The organism is Paraliobacillus sp. JSM ZJ581 (assembly GCF_044383835.1).
Lineage (GTDB): Bacteria > Bacillota > Bacilli > Bacillales > Amphibacillaceae > Paraliobacillus.
In genome coordinates, this window is the sequence record NZ_JBISEP010000001.1 from 255,721 (window position 1) to 276,081 (window position 20,361).

At 35.5% G+C, this 20,361-nt stretch carries 23 protein-coding genes; 1 reads left to right on the forward strand and 22 read right to left on the reverse strand.

The genetic code is table 11. The features are described 5' to 3' along the window. Window positions 1–2: 2 nt before the first annotated feature. The 13 genes from ACH6CY_RS01365 to smc all read right to left on the reverse strand — a co-directional run bounded on the left by ACH6CY_RS01365 (window position 3) and on the right by smc (window position 11,632). Window positions 3–764 carry a ribonuclease HII gene (locus ACH6CY_RS01365; protein WP_374065410.1) on the reverse strand — a complete coding sequence of 254 codons (762 nt, stop codon included), beginning with the start codon at window positions 762–764 and terminating at the stop codon, window positions 3–5. 111 nt (window positions 765–875) lie between these two features. Continuing rightward, window positions 876–1,718, reverse strand: coding sequence for a ribosome biogenesis GTPase YlqF (ylqF, locus tag ACH6CY_RS01370; protein WP_374065412.1), 843 nt, complete (start codon window positions 1,716–1,718; stop codon window positions 876–878). Further along, window positions 1,715–2,290, reverse strand: coding sequence for a signal peptidase I (gene lepB / locus ACH6CY_RS01375; RefSeq protein ID WP_374065413.1), 576 nt, complete (start codon window positions 2,288–2,290; stop codon window positions 1,715–1,717). Before lepB ends, ylqF begins: the two co-directional genes overlap by 4 nt. Before the next feature lie 135 nt (window positions 2,291–2,425). Beyond that, window positions 2,426–2,770 carry a 50S ribosomal protein L19 gene (rplS, locus tag ACH6CY_RS01380; RefSeq protein ID WP_374065498.1) on the reverse strand — a complete coding sequence of 115 codons (345 nt, stop codon included), beginning with the start codon at window positions 2,768–2,770 and terminating at the stop codon, window positions 2,426–2,428. A 133-nt stretch (window positions 2,771–2,903) separates the two neighbouring features. Further along, window positions 2,904–3,638, reverse strand: a complete 735-nt coding sequence (trmD, locus tag ACH6CY_RS01385) for a tRNA (guanosine(37)-N1)-methyltransferase TrmD (protein ID WP_374065414.1) — start codon at window positions 3,636–3,638, stop codon at window positions 2,904–2,906. Further along, window positions 3,638–4,159 (reverse strand): ribosome maturation factor RimM, encoded by a 522-nt coding sequence (gene rimM, locus ACH6CY_RS01390; protein ID WP_374065415.1) that lies wholly within the window; start codon window positions 4,157–4,159, stop codon window positions 3,638–3,640. Before rimM ends, trmD begins: the two co-directional genes overlap by 1 nt. Continuing rightward, window positions 4,152–4,559 (reverse strand): YlqD family protein, encoded by a 408-nt coding sequence (locus ACH6CY_RS01395; RefSeq protein ID WP_374065417.1) that lies wholly within the window; start codon window positions 4,557–4,559, stop codon window positions 4,152–4,154. The genes rimM and ACH6CY_RS01395 overlap by 8 nt, the downstream gene beginning before the upstream one ends. Window positions 4,560–4,680: 121 nt before the next feature. Further along, entirely contained in the window at window positions 4,681–4,908 is a 228-nt protein-coding gene (locus ACH6CY_RS01400) for a KH domain-containing protein (protein WP_374065419.1), read from the reverse strand. Between the two features lie 14 nt (window positions 4,909–4,922). Then, window positions 4,923–5,195, reverse strand: a complete 273-nt coding sequence (rpsP, locus tag ACH6CY_RS01405) for a 30S ribosomal protein S16 (RefSeq protein ID WP_374065420.1) — start codon at window positions 5,193–5,195, stop codon at window positions 4,923–4,925. Window positions 5,196–5,275: 80 nt separating this feature from the next. Further along, entirely contained in the window at window positions 5,276–6,628 is a 1,353-nt protein-coding gene (gene ffh / locus ACH6CY_RS01410; protein ID WP_374065421.1) for a signal recognition particle protein, read from the reverse strand. A 13-nt stretch (window positions 6,629–6,641) separates the two neighbouring features. Further along, window positions 6,642–6,962, reverse strand: coding sequence for a putative DNA-binding protein (locus ACH6CY_RS01415; RefSeq protein WP_374065422.1), 321 nt, complete (start codon window positions 6,960–6,962; stop codon window positions 6,642–6,644). Window positions 6,963–7,036: 74 nt separating this feature from the next. Then, entirely contained in the window at window positions 7,037–8,035 is a 999-nt protein-coding gene (gene ftsY / locus ACH6CY_RS01420) for a signal recognition particle-docking protein FtsY (RefSeq protein ID WP_374065423.1), read from the reverse strand. 24 nt (window positions 8,036–8,059) lie between these two features. Beyond that, window positions 8,060–11,632: a chromosome segregation protein SMC gene (gene smc / locus ACH6CY_RS01425; protein ID WP_374065424.1), complete on the reverse strand. Its 3,573-nt coding sequence runs from the start codon at window positions 11,630–11,632 to the stop codon at window positions 8,060–8,062. A gap of 179 nt (window positions 11,633–11,811) precedes the next feature. Between smc and ACH6CY_RS01430 the strand changes: the two genes are divergently transcribed. Next, entirely contained in the window at window positions 11,812–12,036 is a 225-nt protein-coding gene (locus ACH6CY_RS01430; RefSeq protein ID WP_374065425.1) for a DUF1128 domain-containing protein, read from the forward strand. Window positions 12,037–12,152: 116 nt separating this feature from the next. Here ACH6CY_RS01430 and rnc read toward each other — a convergent pair whose 3' ends face one another. The 9 genes from rnc to sdaAB all read right to left on the reverse strand — a co-directional run bounded on the left by rnc (window position 12,153) and on the right by sdaAB (window position 20,290). After that, window positions 12,153–12,836 (reverse strand): ribonuclease III, encoded by a 684-nt coding sequence (rnc, locus tag ACH6CY_RS01435; RefSeq protein ID WP_374065426.1) that lies wholly within the window; start codon window positions 12,834–12,836, stop codon window positions 12,153–12,155. 82 nt (window positions 12,837–12,918) lie between these two features. After that, window positions 12,919–13,152: an acyl carrier protein gene (locus tag ACH6CY_RS01440; RefSeq protein WP_374065427.1), complete on the reverse strand. Its 234-nt coding sequence runs from the start codon at window positions 13,150–13,152 to the stop codon at window positions 12,919–12,921. A gap of 43 nt (window positions 13,153–13,195) precedes the next feature. Next, window positions 13,196–13,936: a 3-oxoacyl-[acyl-carrier-protein] reductase gene (gene fabG, locus ACH6CY_RS01445; RefSeq protein ID WP_374065428.1), complete on the reverse strand. Its 741-nt coding sequence runs from the start codon at window positions 13,934–13,936 to the stop codon at window positions 13,196–13,198. Further along, window positions 13,936–14,883 carry an ACP S-malonyltransferase gene (gene fabD / locus ACH6CY_RS01450; protein ID WP_374065429.1) on the reverse strand — a complete coding sequence of 316 codons (948 nt, stop codon included), beginning with the start codon at window positions 14,881–14,883 and terminating at the stop codon, window positions 13,936–13,938. Before fabD ends, fabG begins: the two co-directional genes overlap by 1 nt. Before the next feature lies 1 nt (window position 14,884). Next, complete coding sequence (gene plsX, locus ACH6CY_RS01455) at window positions 14,885–15,889, reverse strand: phosphate acyltransferase PlsX (protein ID WP_374065430.1); 1,005 nt, start codon at window positions 15,887–15,889, stop codon at window positions 14,885–14,887. Continuing rightward, window positions 15,873–16,469: a transcription factor FapR gene (fapR, locus tag ACH6CY_RS01460; protein ID WP_374065431.1), complete on the reverse strand. Its 597-nt coding sequence runs from the start codon at window positions 16,467–16,469 to the stop codon at window positions 15,873–15,875. Before fapR ends, plsX begins: the two co-directional genes overlap by 17 nt. Before the next feature lie 93 nt (window positions 16,470–16,562). Beyond that, a complete protein-coding gene (recG, locus tag ACH6CY_RS01465; protein WP_374065432.1) occupies window positions 16,563–18,602 on the reverse strand; it encodes an ATP-dependent DNA helicase RecG in 2,040 nt (679 codons plus the stop codon). A gap of 5 nt (window positions 18,603–18,607) precedes the next feature. Then, the gene (sdaAA, locus tag ACH6CY_RS01470; protein ID WP_374065433.1) at window positions 18,608–19,492 is read right to left on the reverse strand and encodes an L-serine ammonia-lyase, iron-sulfur-dependent, subunit alpha; all 885 of its coding nucleotides are present in this window, start codon (window positions 19,490–19,492) and stop codon (window positions 18,608–18,610) included. Between the two features lie 135 nt (window positions 19,493–19,627). Further along, window positions 19,628–20,290, reverse strand: coding sequence for an L-serine ammonia-lyase, iron-sulfur-dependent subunit beta (gene sdaAB, locus ACH6CY_RS01475; RefSeq protein WP_374065434.1), 663 nt, complete (start codon window positions 20,288–20,290; stop codon window positions 19,628–19,630). Window positions 20,291–20,361: the final 71 nt, after the last annotated feature.

The following is a 20,361-nucleotide window of genomic DNA, read 5'->3' on the forward strand; positions in this document are numbered from 1 at the left end:
TCTTATCGTTTCATTGGAGCAAAAGATTGTCGGTGATAAGGAGTAATTCCATACTGTTCTAATGCTTCTAAATGCGCTTTTGTTCCGTAGCCTTGATTTTGATTAAATTTATAATTTGGGAATTGATTGTGTAGTTTAGACATCATATCGTCACGTTTTACTTTAGCTAATATACTTGCTGCCGCAATACTAACACTTTTTTGATCACCTTTAATGATTGAATCTGTAGAATAAGGTAAATCAGCAAGATCCATTGCATCAATCAATAAATGATCTGGTTGAATAGAGAGAGTTTCCACCGCTTGTTTCATCGCTTGAATTGTTGCTTGATAAATATTTATTTGATCAATAATTTCGTTGTCTATGATGCCAAAACTATAAGAAATTGCTTCTTTTTGAATTTGATAATAAAAAGACTCCCGCTTCTGACGAGACATTTTTTTTGAATCATTGATGCCAGGAAAATAAGATTTGGGGTCTAGAATAACAGCAGCCGCAACAACTGGCCCGGCTAAAGGACCTCTACCTACTTCATCAATACCAACTACATATTTCTTTCCTTGCGCATAACACTTACGTTCGTATGTCATCATTTCATTATATTCAGATCTTAGCTTCTGCTCTTGATCGATTCTTTTATAGTATTGCTCTATAGCTCTTTGCACGCCTTTTCGATTATCTTTTTTTAGCAGCTGTAATTGTTGTTCTGTTAACATAGTCTCCGTCAACCACTTTTTCATTTCTTTCACTGATTTTTGTTCCATAATATCTTATTCCCCCATTTTATCTATTTATCGACATACTTCAAAAAAAATAAAGACATTCCAAAAATGAATGTCTTCATGATTAATTTAATAAGCTATTCTCGCTTAAAATTATGGAGCTTCCAAAGTAATTCTACCAATTTTTCCGTCTCTAAGATCTCTAATAATAACATCAGCAGTTTTTTCTAAATCAACATTTCCTCCACTTTCAATACAACCGCGCAAGCGACCGATGGATTCCATTACATGATAGACATCAGCGCTAGCTTCTTCTAGCTTATAACGAGACTGTAACGATGAGTAATAGTGTGTGGATAGATAATTTAAAACGAAAACTGCCACTTCTTCAGATGGTAACAGTTGGTCTTTAATCGTTCCAATTGCAGCTAATCGATACCCTACTACTTGATCTTCAAATTTGGGCCACAAAATCCCCGGGGTATCTAATAACTCAAAATCTTTTTTTACTTTTATCCATTGCTGTGTTGTTGTAACACCAGGTCTATCACCTGTTTTGGCAATTTTTCGTTTTGCAAGGCGATTAATTAAGGTTGATTTTCCTACATTAGGAATACCAATAATCATTGCTCTCGCTGGTCTAGGACGTATTCCTTTTCTTTTTAGCCGTTCCATTTTTTCTTGAGACATTTGCTTTGCTGTCAATATAACCTGCTCTATATCCTGTTTTTGTGAAACATCTACTGCTACTGCTGGAATATGCTTCTCTTTATAATAATTTAACCATTTATCCGTATAAACAGAATCCGCTAAATCTTTTTTCATTAACACATACATTTTTGGTTTTTGATTCAAAACTTGATGCAACATCGGGTTTTGTGAAGATAACGGTGCTCTAGCATCCACAAGCTCAATTACGAAATCAACTAGCTTTAGCTTGTCTTGCACTTCGCGTTTTGCTTTTGCCATGTGACCTGGAAACCATTGTATTGTCATTCTTTTTCCCCCTGCACAAAATCAAACCGATTCAATGGCCAATAGACCATGGATGCTTTTCCAACTAATTGATCATACGATACGAATCCAATACGAAAAGATCGGCTATCCGTAGAGTTATTACGATTATCGCCTAATACCAATATGTGATCTTCTGGGACTACTTTATAATCTCCTGGTAATTCTTCTAAGGAAAAGTCTTGTGTATATTTTTGACCTTCTTTTAATATTTCCTTTTGTTCCTCTAAAAAAGGTTCAGCTAGAGGTTCTCCATTAACATATAAAATATCATCTTTTATATGTACCGTTTCTCCTGGTAATCCGATTACTCTTTTAATATAATCCTTTTGCTCCGTTGCGTGAAAAACAACAATATCAAATCTTTTTGGTTCATTTATTTTATAATTTATTTTATTGACTAGCATATGATCACCATTATGTAAATTAGGCTGCATAGAAGGACCATCTACAACAATTGGTGCGAATATGAACGTTCGAACAATAAAAGCTAATATGGCTGCGATAACCAATGCTTTCAGCCAGTCAAACCATTCATTTTTTTTCTTGGTCATCTCTGTTTCCTCCAATACCAATCACACTCACTACTATCTATTGTAAATATTTTAACATATTACTTATTATGAATGTCATTGTTTTATCATGAAGAAAAAGGAGCTTGACAAATCAAGCTCCTTTTACAGTCATCATTAGCGAATTTCTTTAATACGTGCAGCTTTACCACGAAGGTTACGTAGGTAGTAAAGTTTCGCACGACGTACTTTACCGCGACGGCTAACTTCAATTTTATCAACGCGTGGTGAATGCAATGGCAATGTACGTTCAACACCTACACCGTAAGAAATTTTACGTACAGTAAATGTTTCACTAATTCCACCGTTTTGGCGTTTAATGACAACACCTTCAAACACCTGAATACGCTCACGTTCACCCTCAACAACTTTTACGTGAACTTTAACTGTGTCACCTGGGCGAAAATCAGGATGATCTGTACGAAGTTGCTCTTTTGTGATTTCATCAATTAAATGTTGCATTATGTCACACTCCTTCCAAACCAATGCTCTTATTCGATAATAATTAACAGCGGAACATCGTTTATACGACTTAAGCATTCACTTAAGCACAAGAAATAATATATCATAATATTATAGATACTTCAACTATTACTTAGTATTCTTTCTTAAATTCAGCAATCCAATCTTTCTCCTGATTTGAAAGCTGATAATTCGCTAATAAATCCGGTCTGCGCATCCACGTTCGAAAAATTGATTGCTTCTGCCTCCATGTTTCAATATGCTTGTGGTTTCCAGACAATAACACATCAGGTACTTCCAACCCTCGAAATACAGCAGGTCTTGTATAATGTGGATGCTCTAGCAAACCAGTTGAAAATGAATCTTCTGGTGCGGAAGCTTTATTCCCCAACACGCCTGGCAATAAACGTGCTACACTATCAATCACAACCATCGCACCTAATTCGCCACCAGTTAAAATATAATCTCCAATTGATATCTCATCTGTTACAAGTTCTTGACGAATTCGCTCATCATATCCTTCATAATGGCCGCAAATAAAAATGAGTTGTTCTTCTTGTGCTAGTTCCTCTGCTTTTTTTTGGGAGAAAGTTTCACCCTGTGGGCACATTAAAATGACACGTGGCTTGCTCTTATGTTTACCTTCTAAATCGTCCATTGCATCAAATATTGGTTGTGGCATCAACACCATGCCTGCTCCTCCACCATATGGATAATCATCAACTTTATGATGCTTATTAGTGGTATACTGACGGAAATCTACTGTTTGATACGAAAAAGCACCATTCTCTTGCGCTTTTTTTAATATAGAGTTATTCATGACACCTGTAAACATTTCAGGAAAAAGTGTTAATATATCAACATGCATTAGTCTAACAACCCTTCCATAAGCTCAACGATTACCTTTTTTTCGTTAACATCGATCAGTTTAACAACATCATCAATATAAGGTAAGAGAATATCTTTTTGGTTTGGACATTTCACCACCCATACATCATTCGCACCAGGTGAAAGAATTTCTTTAATTTCTCCTAGTAATTCTCCAGCAACAGTATATACCTTACAGCCAATAATCTCATGATAATAATAATCCCCTTCATCAAGAGGTTGAAGCTGATTTTCCTTGACAGTTAACAAACAGTCTTTCAGAGGCTCTACAGATTGAATCGAGTCATAGGATTCAAATTGTAGTAAATCAAATTGTTTATGTTTTCGGTGATGTTTTATCGTTAATGGAGTTAGTTCTCCATCTGCCTTTCCAAGTAAATACAGTATATTTCCTTTTTCAAATCGCTCTTCAAAATCTGTAATTCTGATAACTTTTACTTCGCCTTTAATCCCATGCGTATTAACGATTTTACCAACATTAAATAGTTTTATTTCACTCATTTTTTTCACCTACTTCGTCTATACGTATAATTTTATCATTCTTTACTACAATTACTTGATCGGTTACTACTTGGCTCCAATCCATTCCTATTTCAATATTGACAAGCGCTTGTACTTCTCTTTCTACTATTTCACTTTCTATCGGTAAATTATGTATCGTTTCTATTTGATTTTGTAATATCGCTTGTTTTTTCTTTCGTTCATTGATTTCTTTTTGAAATTTAGTGATGACTTTGTGTCTATTTAAAGGGTTATTACGTTCCATTCTTTTTTGCTCAAAAATTAATTGTTGATTTTCTTGTTCAAGTCGATCCAATCTTTGTTCGAATTTTGATATTAGTAGTGACCTGCTCTTTTCTGTTATAACTTGTTTTACTTTGACTTGTTTAATTATTTGCATGGACGCTACCTCTCTTTATTCTGATTTATCAAACTTGAACCTTCCGATCATGTCTAAATTCATTATACCTTTTTATTTGGTAAAGAAAAACAGGGAAAGGTATTTTGCTCCTCTCCCTGTTTTACATAATATCAAGAAAAATCCGTTTTTTGGAATCTGTATTTGCGGCATAAACAACGGTACGAATCGCTTTAGCAATCCGACCATTTTTACCGATTACCTTACCAACATCTTCAGAATGAATAGTAAGATGGTATATCATCTTATTAGATTCTTCCTTTACCTCTACTGAAATCTCACTTGGATTATCAACTAACGGTTCAACGATGCTTTTAATTAAGGCTTCCATATTATCACACTACTTTACTTTTTGTTTTTCGTGTCGTGGAATTTCTTCATGATGCCTTCATTAGAGAATAAATTACGAACGGTATCACTAGGTTTTGCACCTTTAGACATCCAGTCTAGCGCTTTATCTTCATCTAATTTTACTTCAACCGGGTTGGCAACCGGATTGTATGTGCCAATTTGCTCAATAATACGTCCATCACGAGGAGAACGAGAATCAGCTACTACTACACGATAAAAAGGATTACGTTTTGACCCCATACGTTTTAAGCGAATTTTTACTGCCATGTTTCGCACCTCCATATATAAATGTTTTACACAAGTTTAAATTTTATCAGAAGTTTGCAAGTCTGTAAAGTGTTTTTACATTACATGAAAGGAAAATTAAATCCTTTTCCCTTTTTTCCTTTCTTCCCTTTTTGCATATTTGTCATTTGCTTCATCATTTTTTTCATCTCTTCAAATTGTTTTAGCAAACGATTAACTTCTGATACCGGGCGTCCAGAGCCTTTTGCAATACGTTTTTTACGGCTTGCATTCATCAAGCTAGGATCTTCACGCTCTTTTTTAGTCATTGATTGAATAATTGCTTCAACGTGAACGAGCTGTTTTTCATCAAATTGAGCATTCTTCAACCCCTTCATTTTATTTGCTCCTGGTATCATGCTAATCAAATCTTCTAATGGTCCCATACTTTTCACTTGGTCCATTTGCTCAAGGAAATCATCAAAGGTAAACGAAGCAGAACGCATTTTCTCTTCCAATTCTTGCGCTTTTTTCTGGTCAACATTATCTTGGGCTTTTTCGATTAATGAAAGCACATCACCCATGCCTAAAATTCTAGAGGCCATACGTTCTGGATGGAACGCTTCTAATTCATCTAATTTTTCTCCCATACCAGCAAATTTGATCGGTTTATTCGTAACAGCTTTAATAGATAATGCAGCACCACCACGAGTGTCTCCATCTAATTTTGTTAAAATGACACCTGTTGTATCAAGTTGTTGATCAAAGCTCTCAGCAACATTAACTGCATCTTGACCGGTCATTGAATCTACTACAAGAAAAATTTCATCTGGATTTACGTTTTGTTTTATTTGTTGTAGTTCGTCCATTAAATGTTCGTCTACATGTAATCGACCAGCAGTATCAATAATAACATAATCTAAATGTTCTTCTTTCGCCTTGTCGATTGCTTGATTTGCAATGTCAATTGGACTTGCTTCTGTTCCTAATGAAAAAACAGGTAAATTCAGCTGTTTTCCTAACGTTTCTAATTGGTTAATCGCAGCAGGTCGGTATACGTCGGCAGCAACAAGTAATGGTTTTCTATTGTGCTTTTTACGAAGCAAATTGGCTAATTTACCAGTTGTTGTCGTTTTACCTGCACCTTGCAAACCAACCATCATGATCACTGTGGGAGGACGTTCACTCACGGCAATTTTGCTTTGTTCTCCACCCATTAACGTCGTTAGTTCCTCTTTTACTATTTTAATTACTTGTTGACCTGGTGTTAAACTTTCCATTACATCCTGACCAACCGCTCGCTCCTTGATGCGTTTAACAAGGTCTTTAACTACTTTAAAGTTAACGTCCGCTTCTAATAAAGCTAGACGCACCTCTCTAGTCATTTCTTTTACATCTTGTTCACTTACTTTCCCTTTTCCTGTCATCTTTCTTATCGTCTGCTGTAGACGCTCAGATAAACCTTCAAATGCCATAAAGAGTATCCTCCTACTCTAATTCTTTTAAAATAGATAATAAATCTAGCGCTTCTTCGTGATTTTGTAATTCTTCTGTCAATTGATCGACTACTTGCTGACGGCCAATAAACTTCTTGTATAATTGTAATTTCGTTTCATAACCCTCAAGCATTGTTTCTGTACGACGAATATTATCATATACCGCCTGTCTTGATACATCAAATGATTCAGATATTTCACCCAAAGAATAATCTTCCAAATAATACATCTCCATATAATTACGTTGTTTCGGCGTTAATAATGATTGATAAAAATCAAATAAAAAATTTATTCTTGTTGTTTTTTCTAGCATAACTAAACACTCCTCGTTAAGTGAAACATCTTTACATTTAATAGTAGGTGATGGATGAATTCACTGTCAAGCCATTATGCTTTATCTGAGTCAATCATATCAGCAAATAAGCCATAAACAAATGCATGTGCGTCAAAAGCTTCTAAGTCTGTTACTTTTTCGCCTAAACCTACAAATTTAACAGGAATGTTTAATTCTTTTCGAATAGCTAGAACAATTCCACCTTTTGCTGTCCCATCTAGTTTTGTTAAAACAATACCTGTTACATTTGTTGCTTGAGCGAATGTTTTAGCTTGGCTTAAAGCATTTTGACCTGTTGTTGCATCTAAAACTAATAATACTTCATGTGGTGCACCAGGGATTTCACGTTCAATTACTCGTTTCACCTTAGACAGCTCATTCATTAAATTCACTTTGTTCTGTAAACGACCTGCTGTATCACATAATAAAACATCTGCGTTTCTTGACTTTGCCGCCTGAATCCCGTCGTAGATAACAGCTGAAGGATCACTTCCTTCTCGATGTTTAATCACTTCTACACCAACTCTTTCTCCCCACACTTCTAACTGTTCAATTGCACCAGCACGAAAGGTATCACCAGCAACAAGCACGACCTTTTTACCTTGTTCTGTTAACTGATGAGCTAGCTTTCCAATCGAGGTTGTTTTTCCAACACCATTTACTCCTACAAATAAGTACACAGATAGATCATTTTCTTTAACAAAGAGATTTTCTTTCGTAATATCATCTTCTCCCGCATAAATTTCAACGAGTTTTTCAGAGATAACATCTTTTACACTCTCTGTATCCTTAATGTTTTGTCGCTTCACTTCCATTTTTAATTCATCAATCAAATCCATTACCGTTGTTACACCAACATCTGCTTGAATTAGTATTTCTTCCAAGTCCTCAAAAAAGTCCTCATCAACTTTACGATATCGCGCTACTAAATTATTAATTTTTGTTGAAAATGTATCTCTTGTTTTCGTTAAGCCTGACTTATATTTGTCAGACAAATCATGCTCTTCTTCAGAACCTGAAAATTTTTCTTTTAACTTCTTAAAAAAACTCATCCTAACTACTTCCTTTCCTGTTCATTACACACCTGTATGTATCATATCGTTTGTTTCCTCTAATTTGACAGAAACTAATCGTGATACGCCAGATTCTTGCATTGTTACACCATAAAGTACATCTGCTTCTTCCATTGTTCCTTTCCTATGTGTAATAACAATAAATTGTGTGTTACTACTATATTCTCTCAAATATCTAGCAAACCTGTGTACGTTAGCATCGTCCAATGCAGCTTCAACTTCATCTAACACACAAAACGGAACAGGACGAACACGTAAAATAGCAAATAATAATGCTATCGCCGTTAAAGCTCGTTCTCCACCAGATAATAAAGCTAACTGTTGTGCTTTTTTCCCTGGTGGCTGTGCTTTTATTTCAACACCAGTCTCTAATAGATCATTCGGATCTGTTAATTGTAATGCTGCATGTCCACCACCGAATAATTGTTGGAATACGTAAGAGAATTCCTCTTTAATTTGCATAAAGGTCTCTTCAAATCGGCGTTGCATTTCTTGATCCATTTCTGCAATCACCGTATAAAGCGTATCTTTTGCTTCGTTTAAGTCAGCTTGTTGTTCGGTTAAAAATTGATAACGCTCTTCAATTCTTTCGTATTCTTCAATTGCACCAATGTTTACCGTTCCTAATTCTTCAATCGACCTTTTTAATAATTTCACTTCACGACTAGCTTCTTCCATATTGTCAGCTTTTTGATACGTTTCCTGAGCTTTTTCAAAGGTGATTATATATTCTGATTGTAAGTGGTGTAATTTATTCTCTAATTCCACATCTAAACGGTTTGCTTTTACTTCGTTTGTTTGAATCTTTTCAAGAATAGCCTGCTTTTGATTCTGAATCGTTTTAATCTCTCTTTCAGCATCTTCTATCTGTTGTGTTTTAGCCATTCTTTGTTGTCTAAATTGTTGAATTTGAGTTGTTGTTTCTTGCTTCTCAAGTTCCTTATTCTTTATACTTGCTTCAATCTCCTGTTGCTTATTATTACTAGTTTGAAATGCCATCAATTCTTCTAGCTGTTTAGTAGTTTCCACTTTAGACTGATTCATTTCTTCAAGTACATCCGATAGATTCGTTACTTTCTCATTTTGGTGATAAACGTTTCTATCTTGTTTAGCTAACTGGATTCGAAGTTCGTGTAAATTATCTTGCAGTACTTGATGATTAACTTGATCTTCATTTTGCTTTTGAGTCAAATCCTCTATTTGATCTTTTAGCTTCGTTAAGTTACTATCCATTTGAGTCAACTGATCTTCGATATGTTGCTTTTGTTCTGTTAAACGCTGCATATCCTTCTTGATCTGTTCACTTTCTTGATCATAGACTGTCATATTGTCATTAATGTAACGAAGCTGTACAGTTCTTTCTGTATATTGTGCTTGTAATTCATTTTCCGTCTGTTGCAATACTTCTATTTTCCCGCGAACTTCTTCTAACTTCAATTCTTTACTTTCCACTTGTTTCTTTTGGTTTTTTACATTTTCTTCGAATGCTAATGTGCGTTTCTGATATGCTGTGATTTTCTCATTAAGCTCTTGTAAATCTTTTTCCCTTGTAAAAAGTGATTGACTGTTATTTTTCTTCGCACCACCTGACATGGACCCACCAGGATTGACCACATCACCATCTAACGTAACAACACGAAATCGACGTTCAGATAATCTTGCAAGTTCTGTCGCATCTTTTAATGTATTTGCAAAAATCGTATTTCCTAATAAATTGTGTATCACTGTGTAATATTTTTGATCAAATTCAATTAAATCAGCTGCTATTCCTACAAAACCAGCGTGATTCCTTAATTGTTTTATTAGGGTAGCAGGAATCACTTTAGGACGCATCGTTTGTAAAGGTAAAAATGTAGCTCTACCATTATTCGAACGCTTTAACCATTGAATAGCATGACGTGCAGATTGTTCATGGTCTATTACAATATGTTGTGATTGTGTGGTTAAAGCAGTCTCCATTGCAGTTAAATATTGTTTAGGTATATCAACAAGTTCAAGCACTGCACCATGTATGCCTTTTAATTGTCCTTTCTTCCTCGCTTTCAAGACGGCTTTTACCCCGTGAAAATATCCTTGAAAATCCTCCTTCATTTCAGCTAACATTTCTTGTCTAGATTTTAATTTTTCAATTTGCTGATAACCTTGCATTAATTTATCTTGAGACAGTTGATAATCTTTTTTCTTTTGCTGAATAGCTTCTTTCAGCCTTTCCAACTGTTCTTGTTGCTTGTTTATTTGTATATTGTATGCATTAAGCTCAGTTTTTACTTCGTTTAAGTTATCTGTTAATGCATCTCTAGAAGAGACTTGATCATCAAATTTCTGTTTGTGATTTTTTAATTTAAAAGCAATGTGTTCTAGCTGTTGCATAACCGATTGTTTTTCATTTCGTTTAGCTGCTTGCTGATTTAAGTCGTCAATATACTCTGCTTTTCGTTGTTCTATCTTCTCTTCGATATTTTCTTCCTTGTTTGCCAATTGGCTCTCTATTCTTTGTACTTTTTCTTGGATCTCATTTCGAGTATGTGTTAATTGCTCTAATTGATTTTTTTCTTTGTTATATTGCTCTGAAGAAACATTTATTTTCGCTTTAAGTGTTTCTAGGTTAGAGGATAGCTGTGCTTTATTCTCTTCAAAGTGGCGTGAACGTTCTTGCATTAGTTTTTTGTTACCTTCTAAACTCTCTAGCTCTTGTGTCAATGTCAATAAATAATCTTGTAAATGTTGAATCGACTCATCCATTTCTTGTATGACTTGCCGCTCTTTTTCAACAGCTGCTTCATTTTTTTGAATAGTAGTAGTCTTTTCTATGTCTTGATTTTTTTGTTGTTCAATTGCATTTAAATAAGCTTGCCAATCTTTATGCAATTGTTCTATTTCAGTAATTAATAAAGAAATTTCTTCTACTTTTAATGTCTCTTTTTTTTCAAGATATTCTTTTGCGACTGAGGCTTGTGCTTTTAAAGGGTCTAATTGCCCCTCTATTTCATAAATAATATCTTCTACTCGATTTAAATTTTCTTGTGTTTCAGCAAGTTTATATTCTGCTTTTTTCTTACGGTTTTTATATTTCAAAACACCTGCTGCCTCTTCAAAGATCGTACGACGTTCTTCCGCTTTAGAACTTAAAATTTCTTCTACTTTACCTTGACTAATAATAGAAAATGCTTCTTTTCCAAGTCCGGAATCCATGAATAGATCAATAATATCCTTTAATCGACAATTTTGTTTATTTAGTAAATACTCACTTTCCCCAGAACGATAGACGCGTCTTGTTACGCTTACTTCTTCATAATCAATCGGTAAAGTTTGATCTTTGTTATCTAAAACAAGGGTTACTTCTGCTACATTAAGTGGCTTTCTTGTATCGCTACCTTGAAAGATAATATCTTCCATCTTGGTGCCACGTAATGACTTAGCTGATTGTTCACCTAATACCCACCGGATCGCGTCTGTAACATTACTTTTCCCACTACCATTTGGTCCAACAACCGCTGTTACTCCAGGTACGAAATCAACCGAGATTCGCTCAGCAAAAGATTTAAAACCAACAGATTCAATTTTTTTTAGGAACATATGCATTCTCCTATTTAATCTAACAAAATAAGTATGTATTTTGAATGAATGTTTTCTTTTCAACTAATTTATTTTATCATAAAGAAGGAAGAGTTAGAAGATTAGTTTATTACGGAGGATGTTTGTAATAATCAATCTGACTAGTTACATTCTCGAAAAGTAGAAAGGGGCGATAGAGCATGAGTCAGTTAAATGAAGCAACGTCAGAAAATCTAGCATACTTGCTTGAAGAAATTGCAAAAAAATTAAAAGTAGTAAACCAAGCCATTTTAGATCCTGAAGATTATGATTTAAATAAATATAATCAGTTAAAGTTACTTTACGATGTTTTACGACAAAAAGGCCAACTCAGTGTTTCTGAAACACAAGCATTCATCGAAGAACTTGCATCCATTAGAAAATAGTTAGAATCGTTTAGCACTACTGCTAAACGGCGAGCTAATGTTATATGATTGTTGGCTTGTTTTTACGAATACACATTCATAAAAACGAGCCAACCATCACAAGTTAATGATAAGAATTAACTCTTATAATAATCCAAAGCTTTCTTTGCAGCTCTTTGCTCTGCTTCCTTCTTCGTTCGTCCATTCCCTTGACCGGAAACTTCTTTATTTACTTTCACTTGTGCTACAAATTCTCTGTCATGGGCAGGACCATTCTCTGCTACAATCTCGTATTCAATTTCTGCTGTTCCCTTTTGTTGAATCAATTCTTGCAGTTGGCTTTTATAATCCATTCCATGAAAAAAAGCACCTTGACTAATTTTAGGATACACATATCGCTCTAAAAATTGGATAACGACTTGAAATCCTTGATCTAAGTATAAAGCACCTATAAAAGCTTCAAATACATCGGCTAATAATGCTGGTCGATGTCGACCTCCAGTACGTTCTTCACCTTTTCCTAATAGTACAAATTGATGAAAGGTCAATTCTTTAGCAAAATCAACTAAAGCTGGCTCACAAACGATTGCAGCTCGTAACTTTGTTAAATCACCTTCAGCCATGTTGGGAAATGTTCGATATAAATACTGTGAAACACCTAACTCCAAGACAGCATCACCTAAAAACTCTAATCTTTCATTGTCACTTAATGGTTGTTTTTTATTTTCATTCACATAAGAAGAATGTGTGAATGCTTGCCGCAACAATCCTTCATTAAGAAACTGTATATTTATCTGATTTTGTAATGGCTGAAAATCCATAGACCTCTCCACCTTGACAAATATTTTAGATGTGGTAAAAGTCTCGCTTTTCAGCGAGACTTTTTTTCATAATATTAGTTTGTTACGATTGGTTATCTATGTAATTCACAGCATCACCAACTGTACCTATTTTTTCTGCATCTTCATCAGCAATTTCCATATCAAACTCATCTTCTAATTCCATAACAAGCTCAACTACATCTAATGAATCAGCTTCTAAATCATCTTTAAAAGAGGCTTCCATGGTTACTTTTTCCTCTTCTACATCTAAGCGATCAACTACAATTTTCTTTACACGATCAAAAGTCTCTGCCATCTTGCTGTCACCCCCTTTCAATATATTTATAATAAGTGCATACTTACATTACCATACCACCATCTACTTGTATAGTTTGTCCTGTAACATAAGAAGCATCATCGGAAGCAAGAAAACCAACGACATGCGCAACATCTTCTGCTTGACCTAAACGTGCTAATGGGATAAGTTCTGCCATCGCTTTTTGTTGCTCCTCTGTTAATTGATCTGTCATGTCTGTTTCAATAAATCCAGGTGCAACTGCATTTACTAAAATATTTCTACTAGCAAATTCCTTTGCTGCTGTTTTTGTCATGCCAATTACACCAGCTTTTGCAGCTACATAATTTGCTTGACCTGCATTACCACTAATACCGACTACTGAGGCAACATTAATAATACGACCATACCGTTGCTTCATCATTTGTCTTGTCACAGCTTTAGTAGTTAGAAAAACTCCTTTTAAATTCGTTTGAATGACATCATCGAATTCTGATTCTTTCATTCTCATGAGTAAATTATCTTTTGTAATACCAGCATTGTTGATTAAAATATCAAGACGACCAAATGTAGAAACTGCCTCTCGCACCATTTGTTTGACTTCTTCTTCTACCGACACATTTGCTTGAATTTTAATTGCTTTGGCACCCAGTTGTTTCACCTCATCAACAACTTCTTGAGCTTTTGCCTCATTACCTGCAAAATTTATGACGACATCAGCACCTTTTCGAGCTAGTTCTAATGCAATCGCTCGCCCAATACCTCTAGAAGCTCCAGTTACAAGTGCAACCTTTCCTTTAAACATTATGCTTCCTCCTTATACCACGTAACAAAATCATTCAAAGACTTTGAATCTTGAACTGTAAAAGTTTTCATTCGCCGATTAATTTTTTTAATTAATCCAGTCAATACTTTACCATTACCCACTTCTACAATTGCATCTATGTCAGATTTCATTATGTCATTCACTATTTCTTCAAATCGAACTGTGGAAAATAACTGTTCTACTAAAAGTTGCTTGATCTCCGTGTGATCCGTTACTCTTTCAGCAGTGACGTTTGCATAAGTAGGTAATGTTACATCCTCAATCATAATATTGTCCAGTGACTTAGCAAACGATTCAGCTGCTGACTTCATCAGTGATGAATGAAATGGTCCACTAACACTTAACGGTAATACACGTTTCGCTCCAGCTTCTTTTAGTTTCGTTATCGCCTGATCAATTGCATTTTTATCACCTGAGATAACAATTTGTCCAGGGCAATTCAAATTAGCAATCTCAATTATTTCATTTGTTTCTTGACCAATTACATCTAGTTCAGCTTGGAGCTGACTCTGACTTAAACCAAGTACTGCAGCCATTGTACCCTTTCCTTTTGGATAAGCTTGCTCCATTAACTTCCCTCTTGTTTGAACCAAGGATACAGCATCTTCAAAAGAGATAGATCCTGCTGCCACCAGTGCACTGTATTCTCCTAAACTATGTCCTGCTACCGCAACAGGAACTACTCCTTCTTCTTCTAACAACTTTGTAATAGCACTACTAACTAATAAAAGTGATGGCTGCGCATATTCCGTTTGTGTCAATGTTTCTATTGGACCTTCAAACATAAGTTTTGTAAGTTCTGTATCAAGGATTGAGTCAGCTTGCTTAAACATAGATTGAACAATAGGTGAGTTTTGAAATAATGTTTCACCCATTCCTACTTGTTGTGACCCTTGACCAGGATATACGAAAGCAACTTTCTTCATTCTATTCCTCCTCTGGGAGTGTTTCTATCGTAGCAACTGTTTTTTCTATCGTTTCTGTAACATTATTTTCAACCATATAACGCGCTTGTTTAATGGCACTATAAATTGCCCTTCCATCCGAAGATCCATGCGCTTTGATTACTGGTGCGGACAAGCCAAACAATCCAGCCCCACCATATTCAGCATAATCGAGCTGATTCTTTAGCTCTTTCAAACGATCTTTCATTAACATTGCAGCAAGTTTTGTTTTTAAATTGGATAAAAAGGATTGCTTTAGCATAGAGAACAAACTTAACGCTGTTCCTTCGATTGATTTCAATGCAACGTTGCCACTAAATCCATCAGTCACAATTACATCTGCTTTTCCTTCCAAGAGCTCTCTCGCTTCAATATTTCCAACAAAATTTATTGGCGCTTCCTTCAACATAGCAAATGCTTTCTTTGTTAATTCATTTCCTTTGCCATCTTCTGAACCAATATTTAACAAACCTATTTTAGGTGAAGTAACACCTCTGACTTTTTCCACGTAGACGCTACCCATTATCGCATATTGTAATAAATGCTTCGGCTTGGCATCAACATTAGCACCAACATCCAATAGTAAAAATCCCTTTTTATCAATTGTAGGTAGAGTAGGTGACAGTGCTGGTCGTTCTATTCCTTTAATTCTGCCAACATGAAACAGCCCAGCACTCATCAATGCACCAGTATTTCCGGCTGAAATACAAGCATCTGCTCTGTTTTCTTTCACTTCTTTTGCCATTAAAACAAGTGATGCATCTTTCTTTCTTCTTACCGCTCGAACCGGCTCGTCTTCACCAGTAATAACTGTATTTGTATGTATAATGGATATTCGTTCTGAAGATGTTAGCAATGGCTTTATTTTTTCTTCATCACCAATTAAAATAATTTCTATATCATTAAAGCCCTTTATAGCTTTCATTGCTCCTTCAACAATAACTTGCGGTGCATTGTCACCACCCATAGCGTCAATCGCTAGCTTCATTTCGACCTTCTCCTTTTTGTTCGTTTGATCGGTACATATCGAAAACGCCTGAGAAAACTATTTCATTATCGACATAACTATTAACTTCTACCTTGGTTCGCCTGTTATCTGTTGATGATGATACGACGTTCGCTTTTGCAACAACACGCTCTCCTTGCTTTACTTGGCGAGTAAATCTTATATCAGCTTTTATCGTTAAAGCTAACTGATCATTAATAACAGCCACGGCTAGCGAATTAGCTTGCGCAAACAAATGATGCCCACGTGCAATATTATTACGTGAAAAAACATGTTCTAATCCAATATCTAATATAGAAATTGCTCGTTCATCTAATTCTAAATCAATCACTTCACCAATAACCTCATCGATCGGCAATGCTTTAACCGTTTCGTTCCATTGATCTGTCGCTACCGATTTAATACGTTCTCTAAGTTCAGGTATAGCTAATTCCATCCGATCTAACCGAATCGTTTGAATGCTAACATAAAATTGATTAGCTAATGCTTCATCCGTAATAAATGGCATTTCTTCTATTGTTTGACGAAGTTTTTCCTGTCTTTGTTTCTTTGGCAACTTCATTACTTCACCATCCTAGTAGGTATATTAACTGTTTTTTATGACTAGGTACTAATAGTAATATATAACACCTATAATCTTCTTGCAAGTCATTTATTAATCAAAAGTGACTCCAGCCTCTTCAAATGTCTGTTTTACATAATTATTTAAAGCTTGGTACTCTGAATCATTGGTTAGCAAATGGTTATAAACGATCGACTGTGCATCATTTCTAGCTGTCTCAAGTGCACGATAATCCTGTGCAATATCAGCAACTTTAAATTCTGGAAGCCCACTTTGTTTCTTTCCAAAAAAATCTCCTGGCCCTCTTAATTGTAAATCTTGTTCTGCTAATTCAAATCCGTTTGTTGTTTCTGTCATGATCTTCATACGTTCTTTTCCTACATCACCTTTAGGATCTGCAATTAAAACACAATAACTTTGCGCTTCACCTCGTCCTACGCGCCCTCTTAGCTGATGAAGTTGCGATAATCCAAAACGCTCTGCATCATAAATCACCATTACAGTCGCGTTAGGCACATTTACTCCTACTTCTACCACGGTTGTGGATACTAACACTTGCACTTGGTTCGATGCAAACTGTTGCATGACTGCTTCTTTTTCATCGTTATGTAGTCGACCATGTAGTAATCCTACTTCAATTTGTTGAGAATTGTACATTTCTTGCAATTGTTGGTACAAATCTACCGCATTTTGAATATCTAATTTGTCCGATTCTTCAATAAGTGGGCATATGACATATGCTTGATAACCTTGCTTTACTTCTTTTTGAATAAATTGCAACACTCTTGTTAACATGTTGTCTTTTACCCAATAAGTTTCAACTGGCTTTCTTCCCACTGGCATTTCGTCAATTTGACTTACATCCATATCTCCAAAGCTTGTAATTGCTAAAGTTCTTGGAATTGGAGTTGCTGTCATAAACAAAACGTCTGGATCAATCCCTTTATCTCGCAACGCTTTTCGTTGGTTTACCCCAAAACGATGCTGTTCATCAACAATAACCGTACCAAGGTTAGCAAAATGAACATCCTCTTGTATTAACGCATGTGTCCCAACAATAATATCGATAGCTTGTTGTTCTATCAGAGATAAAATTTCTTTTCGCTTCTTCCCTTTGATTGATCCGGTCAACAGAGCAACGGAAACATTCTCTCCAAATAATGCTTGTAACGATGACATATGTTGCTCTGCTAAAATCTCGGTCGGTACCATCATAGCACCTTGTTTCCCTGCGACAATCGAAGCATACAAACTAATAGCAGCTACAGCTGTCTTTCCAGAACCTACATCTCCTTGTAGCAAGCGATTCATTCGATACGGTGAACGCATATCTTGAAGAATTTCCTGTAAAGATCTATTTTGTGCCTTGGTTAACTGAAATGGAAGTCTGTCAATAAATCGATTAACAAGTGAAAAATCAAATAGCTGACTATTCCCCTGTGTCCTTTCTCGATTTCTTTTTCTTAACAACTGCATTTTTAATTGGAACAACAACAATTCTTCATATATAAACCTTCGTTTTGCTTGCTTTAGTGCTTGAAAACTAGTAGGAAAATGTATTTCTTTCAATGCTTTCGCACGTGTTAACAGTTTATAGCTAGTCAAATAAGCAGAAGGTAATAATTCAACAATTTGCTCTTCATACTGTTCTAATGCTTTTTTTATAATCTTTTTTAGTTGAATCGATTTGAGCGGCTGTTTTACATAATATACAGGTTGTATTGGTTGATCGGTTTTCGCCTTCCCTTTTTTGTATTGTTCAATAGTAATCTGTAGACGGTGCTGATCCCATTTTCCTGTACATGTCACAATAGCTCCAGGTACTAATTGTTTCTTAGCAAATGGGCGATTAAACATCACACCTTTTACAACTGCATGTTCTACTTGCAAACGTACGATAAGCCTAGATTTTTTTCTACCGTAATAAGTTACAGTTGGTTCTCCAAGCACTTCTCCTTCAATGGTAACTTTATCATCATGAATCAGTTCGCTTAACGGTTTGATTTCATAATTCTCATAACGATTAGGGAAATAAAACAATAGATCATTCACTGTGCTAATACCTATTGCTTCTAACTGTTCTTTTAGCCTATTCCCTACACCACCAATTGTTTCAATCGGCCAATTCATCAATCCAATCACTCTTTCATAACATTATTTCCAGCAATTTTTGCTGCTAATGCCCTTCCAGTAGGCGTTGCTGCTAGTCCACCTTCAGCAGTTTCTCGCAATGCACTAGGCATTTGTTTACCCACTCGATACATTGCACCGATTACTTCATCACATGGAATTTTACTCGTTATTCCTGCAAGTGCCATATCAGCAGAAACAATGGCGTTAGAAGCCCCCGCCGCATTTCGTTTTACACAAGGAACTTCAACTAAACCTGCAACCGGATCACAAACAAGACCTAACATGTTTTTTAAGGTAATCGCAAAAGCTTCTGCACTTTGCTGTGGCGTCCCACCTGCCATTTCAACAACAGCAGCAGAAGCCATCGCTGCTGCTGAACCAACTTCAGCTTGACACCCACCTGCAGCACCCGAAATGAATGCATTGTTAGCAACAACGAAACCAAAAGCACCTGAAGTGAATAAAAAGTTAATCATTTGTTCTCTCGTAGGATTTAAACGCTCTTTGACAGCGAACAAAGCTCCAGGAACACAGCCAGCACTACCAGCAGTAGGGGTTGCGCAGATCACACCCATTGCAGCATTCACTTCATTTGTTGCTACTGCTTTACTTACGGCATCAAGAACTAACTCTCCAGATAGAGAATTTCCTTTTTTTAAGTATGCTTGTAATAATAATGCGTCACCCCCGACTAGTCCAGATTGGGACTTCACTCCCTTTAAACCATCTGCTACTGCTTTTTCCATAACAGAAAGGTTCTGCTCCATTTGTTTAATAATTTCATTTCTAGGCTTATCGTGAATCTCTATCTCTTGTCTGATCATTGCTTCTGCAATGGATATATTTTCATTTTCCGTAATGGAAATTAATTCTGCAACTGTACGAAACATGATTTCTTCCTCCTTACTTCTAAATAACAACTGTATACCGCAGCATTTTTAAAGCTTACAATATTTTAAGAATCGATTATATGAAATATAAGACTTATTACTTAATATTCATATAAAAGTTCTTCTAACAAACGATCAATCAACAATTTTTGATACATGTAAAATATGTTTAGCATCAGCTAATTCTTGTTCAATCAATGGATCTATATTTTGATCCAGTTCAATAACCATTAAAGCTTCTTTACCTATATCTTTTCTTGATACTTCCATTCTACCAATGTTGATTTCATGTTTTGCTAAAATTTGTGTTACTGAAGCAATCGCTCCAAATCGATCATTGTGCATAATAAGAATGGACGGATGATTTCCAGATAAATGCAAATCAAATCCGTTTAATTCCGTGATTTCAACTTTTCCTCCACCAATAGATACGCCTACCAGTTCCATACTTTCTAATCCATTCCCCATCTTTATTCTAACTGTATTCGGATGATCCACTGCAGCATCTTCTTCAAAGAAGCTAACCTTTATTCCTTTTTCTTTAGCAATGTTGATTGCGTGTCGAATATTTTCGTTTGCTGTATCAAAATCTAATATGCCTCCAACAACAGCAACGTCGGTTCCATGTCCTTGATATGTTTTGGCAAATGAACCATAAAAAATAATCTCAGCATAAGTCGGTTGTTTTCCAAACAGGTTACGAGCTGCTCTGCCAATGCGTGCAGCACCAGCTGTATGTGAACTGGAAGGGCCAACCATAACCGGACCAATAATATCAAATACAGATTTGAACTTCATAGATATACCTCATTTCAAATATTCTACTAATATAAACAATAATATATAATATAGTATAACTTTTTCACTGT

Excerpts from the sequence above, each read along its gene's own strand:
- ylqF (WP_374065412.1), bottom strand. The coding sequence starts at position 1,718 with ATGACAATACAATGGTTTCCAGGTCACATGGCAAAAGCAAAACGCGAA.
- plsX (WP_374065430.1), bottom strand. The coding sequence starts at position 15,889 with ATGAAGCTAGCGATTGACGCTATGGGTGGTGACAATGCACCGCAAGTT.
- ACH6CY_RS01400 (WP_374065419.1), bottom strand. The coding sequence starts at position 4,908 with ATGGAAGCCTTAATTAAAAGCATCGTTGAACCGTTAGTTGATAATCCA.
- ACH6CY_RS01415 (WP_374065422.1), bottom strand. The coding sequence starts at position 6,962 with ATGCTAGAAAAAACAACAAGAATAAATTTTTTATTTGATTTTTATCAA.
- sdaAA (WP_374065433.1), bottom strand. The coding sequence starts at position 19,492 with ATGTTTCGTACAGTTGCAGAATTAATTTCCATTACGGAAAATGAAAAT.
- lepB (WP_374065413.1), bottom strand. The coding sequence starts at position 2,290 with ATGACCAAGAAAAAAAATGAATGGTTTGACTGGCTGAAAGCATTGGTT.
- rnc (WP_374065426.1), bottom strand. The coding sequence starts at position 12,836 with ATGGATTTTCAGCCATTACAAAATCAGATAAATATACAGTTTCTTAAT.
- ftsY (WP_374065423.1), bottom strand. The coding sequence starts at position 8,035 with ATGAGTTTTTTTAAGAAGTTAAAAGAAAAATTTTCAGGTTCTGAAGAA.
- trmD (WP_374065414.1), bottom strand. The coding sequence starts at position 3,638 with ATGCATGTTGATATATTAACACTTTTTCCTGAAATGTTTACAGGTGTC.
- rpsP (WP_374065420.1), bottom strand. The coding sequence starts at position 5,195 with ATGGCAGTAAAAATTCGCTTAAAACGTATGGGGTCAAAACGTAATCCT.
- smc (WP_374065424.1), bottom strand. The coding sequence starts at position 11,632 with ATGTTCCTAAAAAAAATTGAATCTGTTGGTTTTAAATCTTTTGCTGAG.
- sdaAB (WP_374065434.1), bottom strand. The coding sequence starts at position 20,290 with ATGAAGTTCAAATCTGTATTTGATATTATTGGTCCGGTTATGGTTGGC.
- rimM (WP_374065415.1), bottom strand. The coding sequence starts at position 4,159 with ATGAGTGAAATAAAACTATTTAATGTTGGTAAAATCGTTAATACGCAT.
- ACH6CY_RS01440 (WP_374065427.1), bottom strand. The coding sequence starts at position 13,152 with ATGGCAGAGACTTTTGATCGTGTAAAGAAAATTGTAGTTGATCGCTTA.
- ACH6CY_RS01365 (WP_374065410.1), bottom strand. The coding sequence starts at position 764 with ATGGAACAAAAATCAGTGAAAGAAATGAAAAAGTGGTTGACGGAGACT.
- fabD (WP_374065429.1), bottom strand. The coding sequence starts at position 14,883 with ATGAAGAAAGTTGCTTTCGTATATCCTGGTCAAGGGTCACAACAAGTA.
- ACH6CY_RS01430 (WP_374065425.1), top strand. The coding sequence starts at position 11,812 with ATGAGTCAGTTAAATGAAGCAACGTCAGAAAATCTAGCATACTTGCTT.
- ACH6CY_RS01395 (WP_374065417.1), bottom strand. The coding sequence starts at position 4,559 with ATGCAAATAATTAAACAAGTCAAAGTAAAACAAGTTATAACAGAAAAG.
- ffh (WP_374065421.1), bottom strand. The coding sequence starts at position 6,628 with ATGGCATTTGAAGGTTTATCTGAGCGTCTACAGCAGACGATAAGAAAG.
- fabG (WP_374065428.1), bottom strand. The coding sequence starts at position 13,936 with ATGTTTAAAGGAAAGGTTGCACTTGTAACTGGAGCTTCTAGAGGTATT.
- fapR (WP_374065431.1), bottom strand. The coding sequence starts at position 16,469 with ATGAAGTTGCCAAAGAAACAAAGACAGGAAAAACTTCGTCAAACAATA.
- rplS (WP_374065498.1), bottom strand. The coding sequence starts at position 2,770 with ATGCAACATTTAATTGATGAAATCACAAAAGAGCAACTTCGTACAGAT.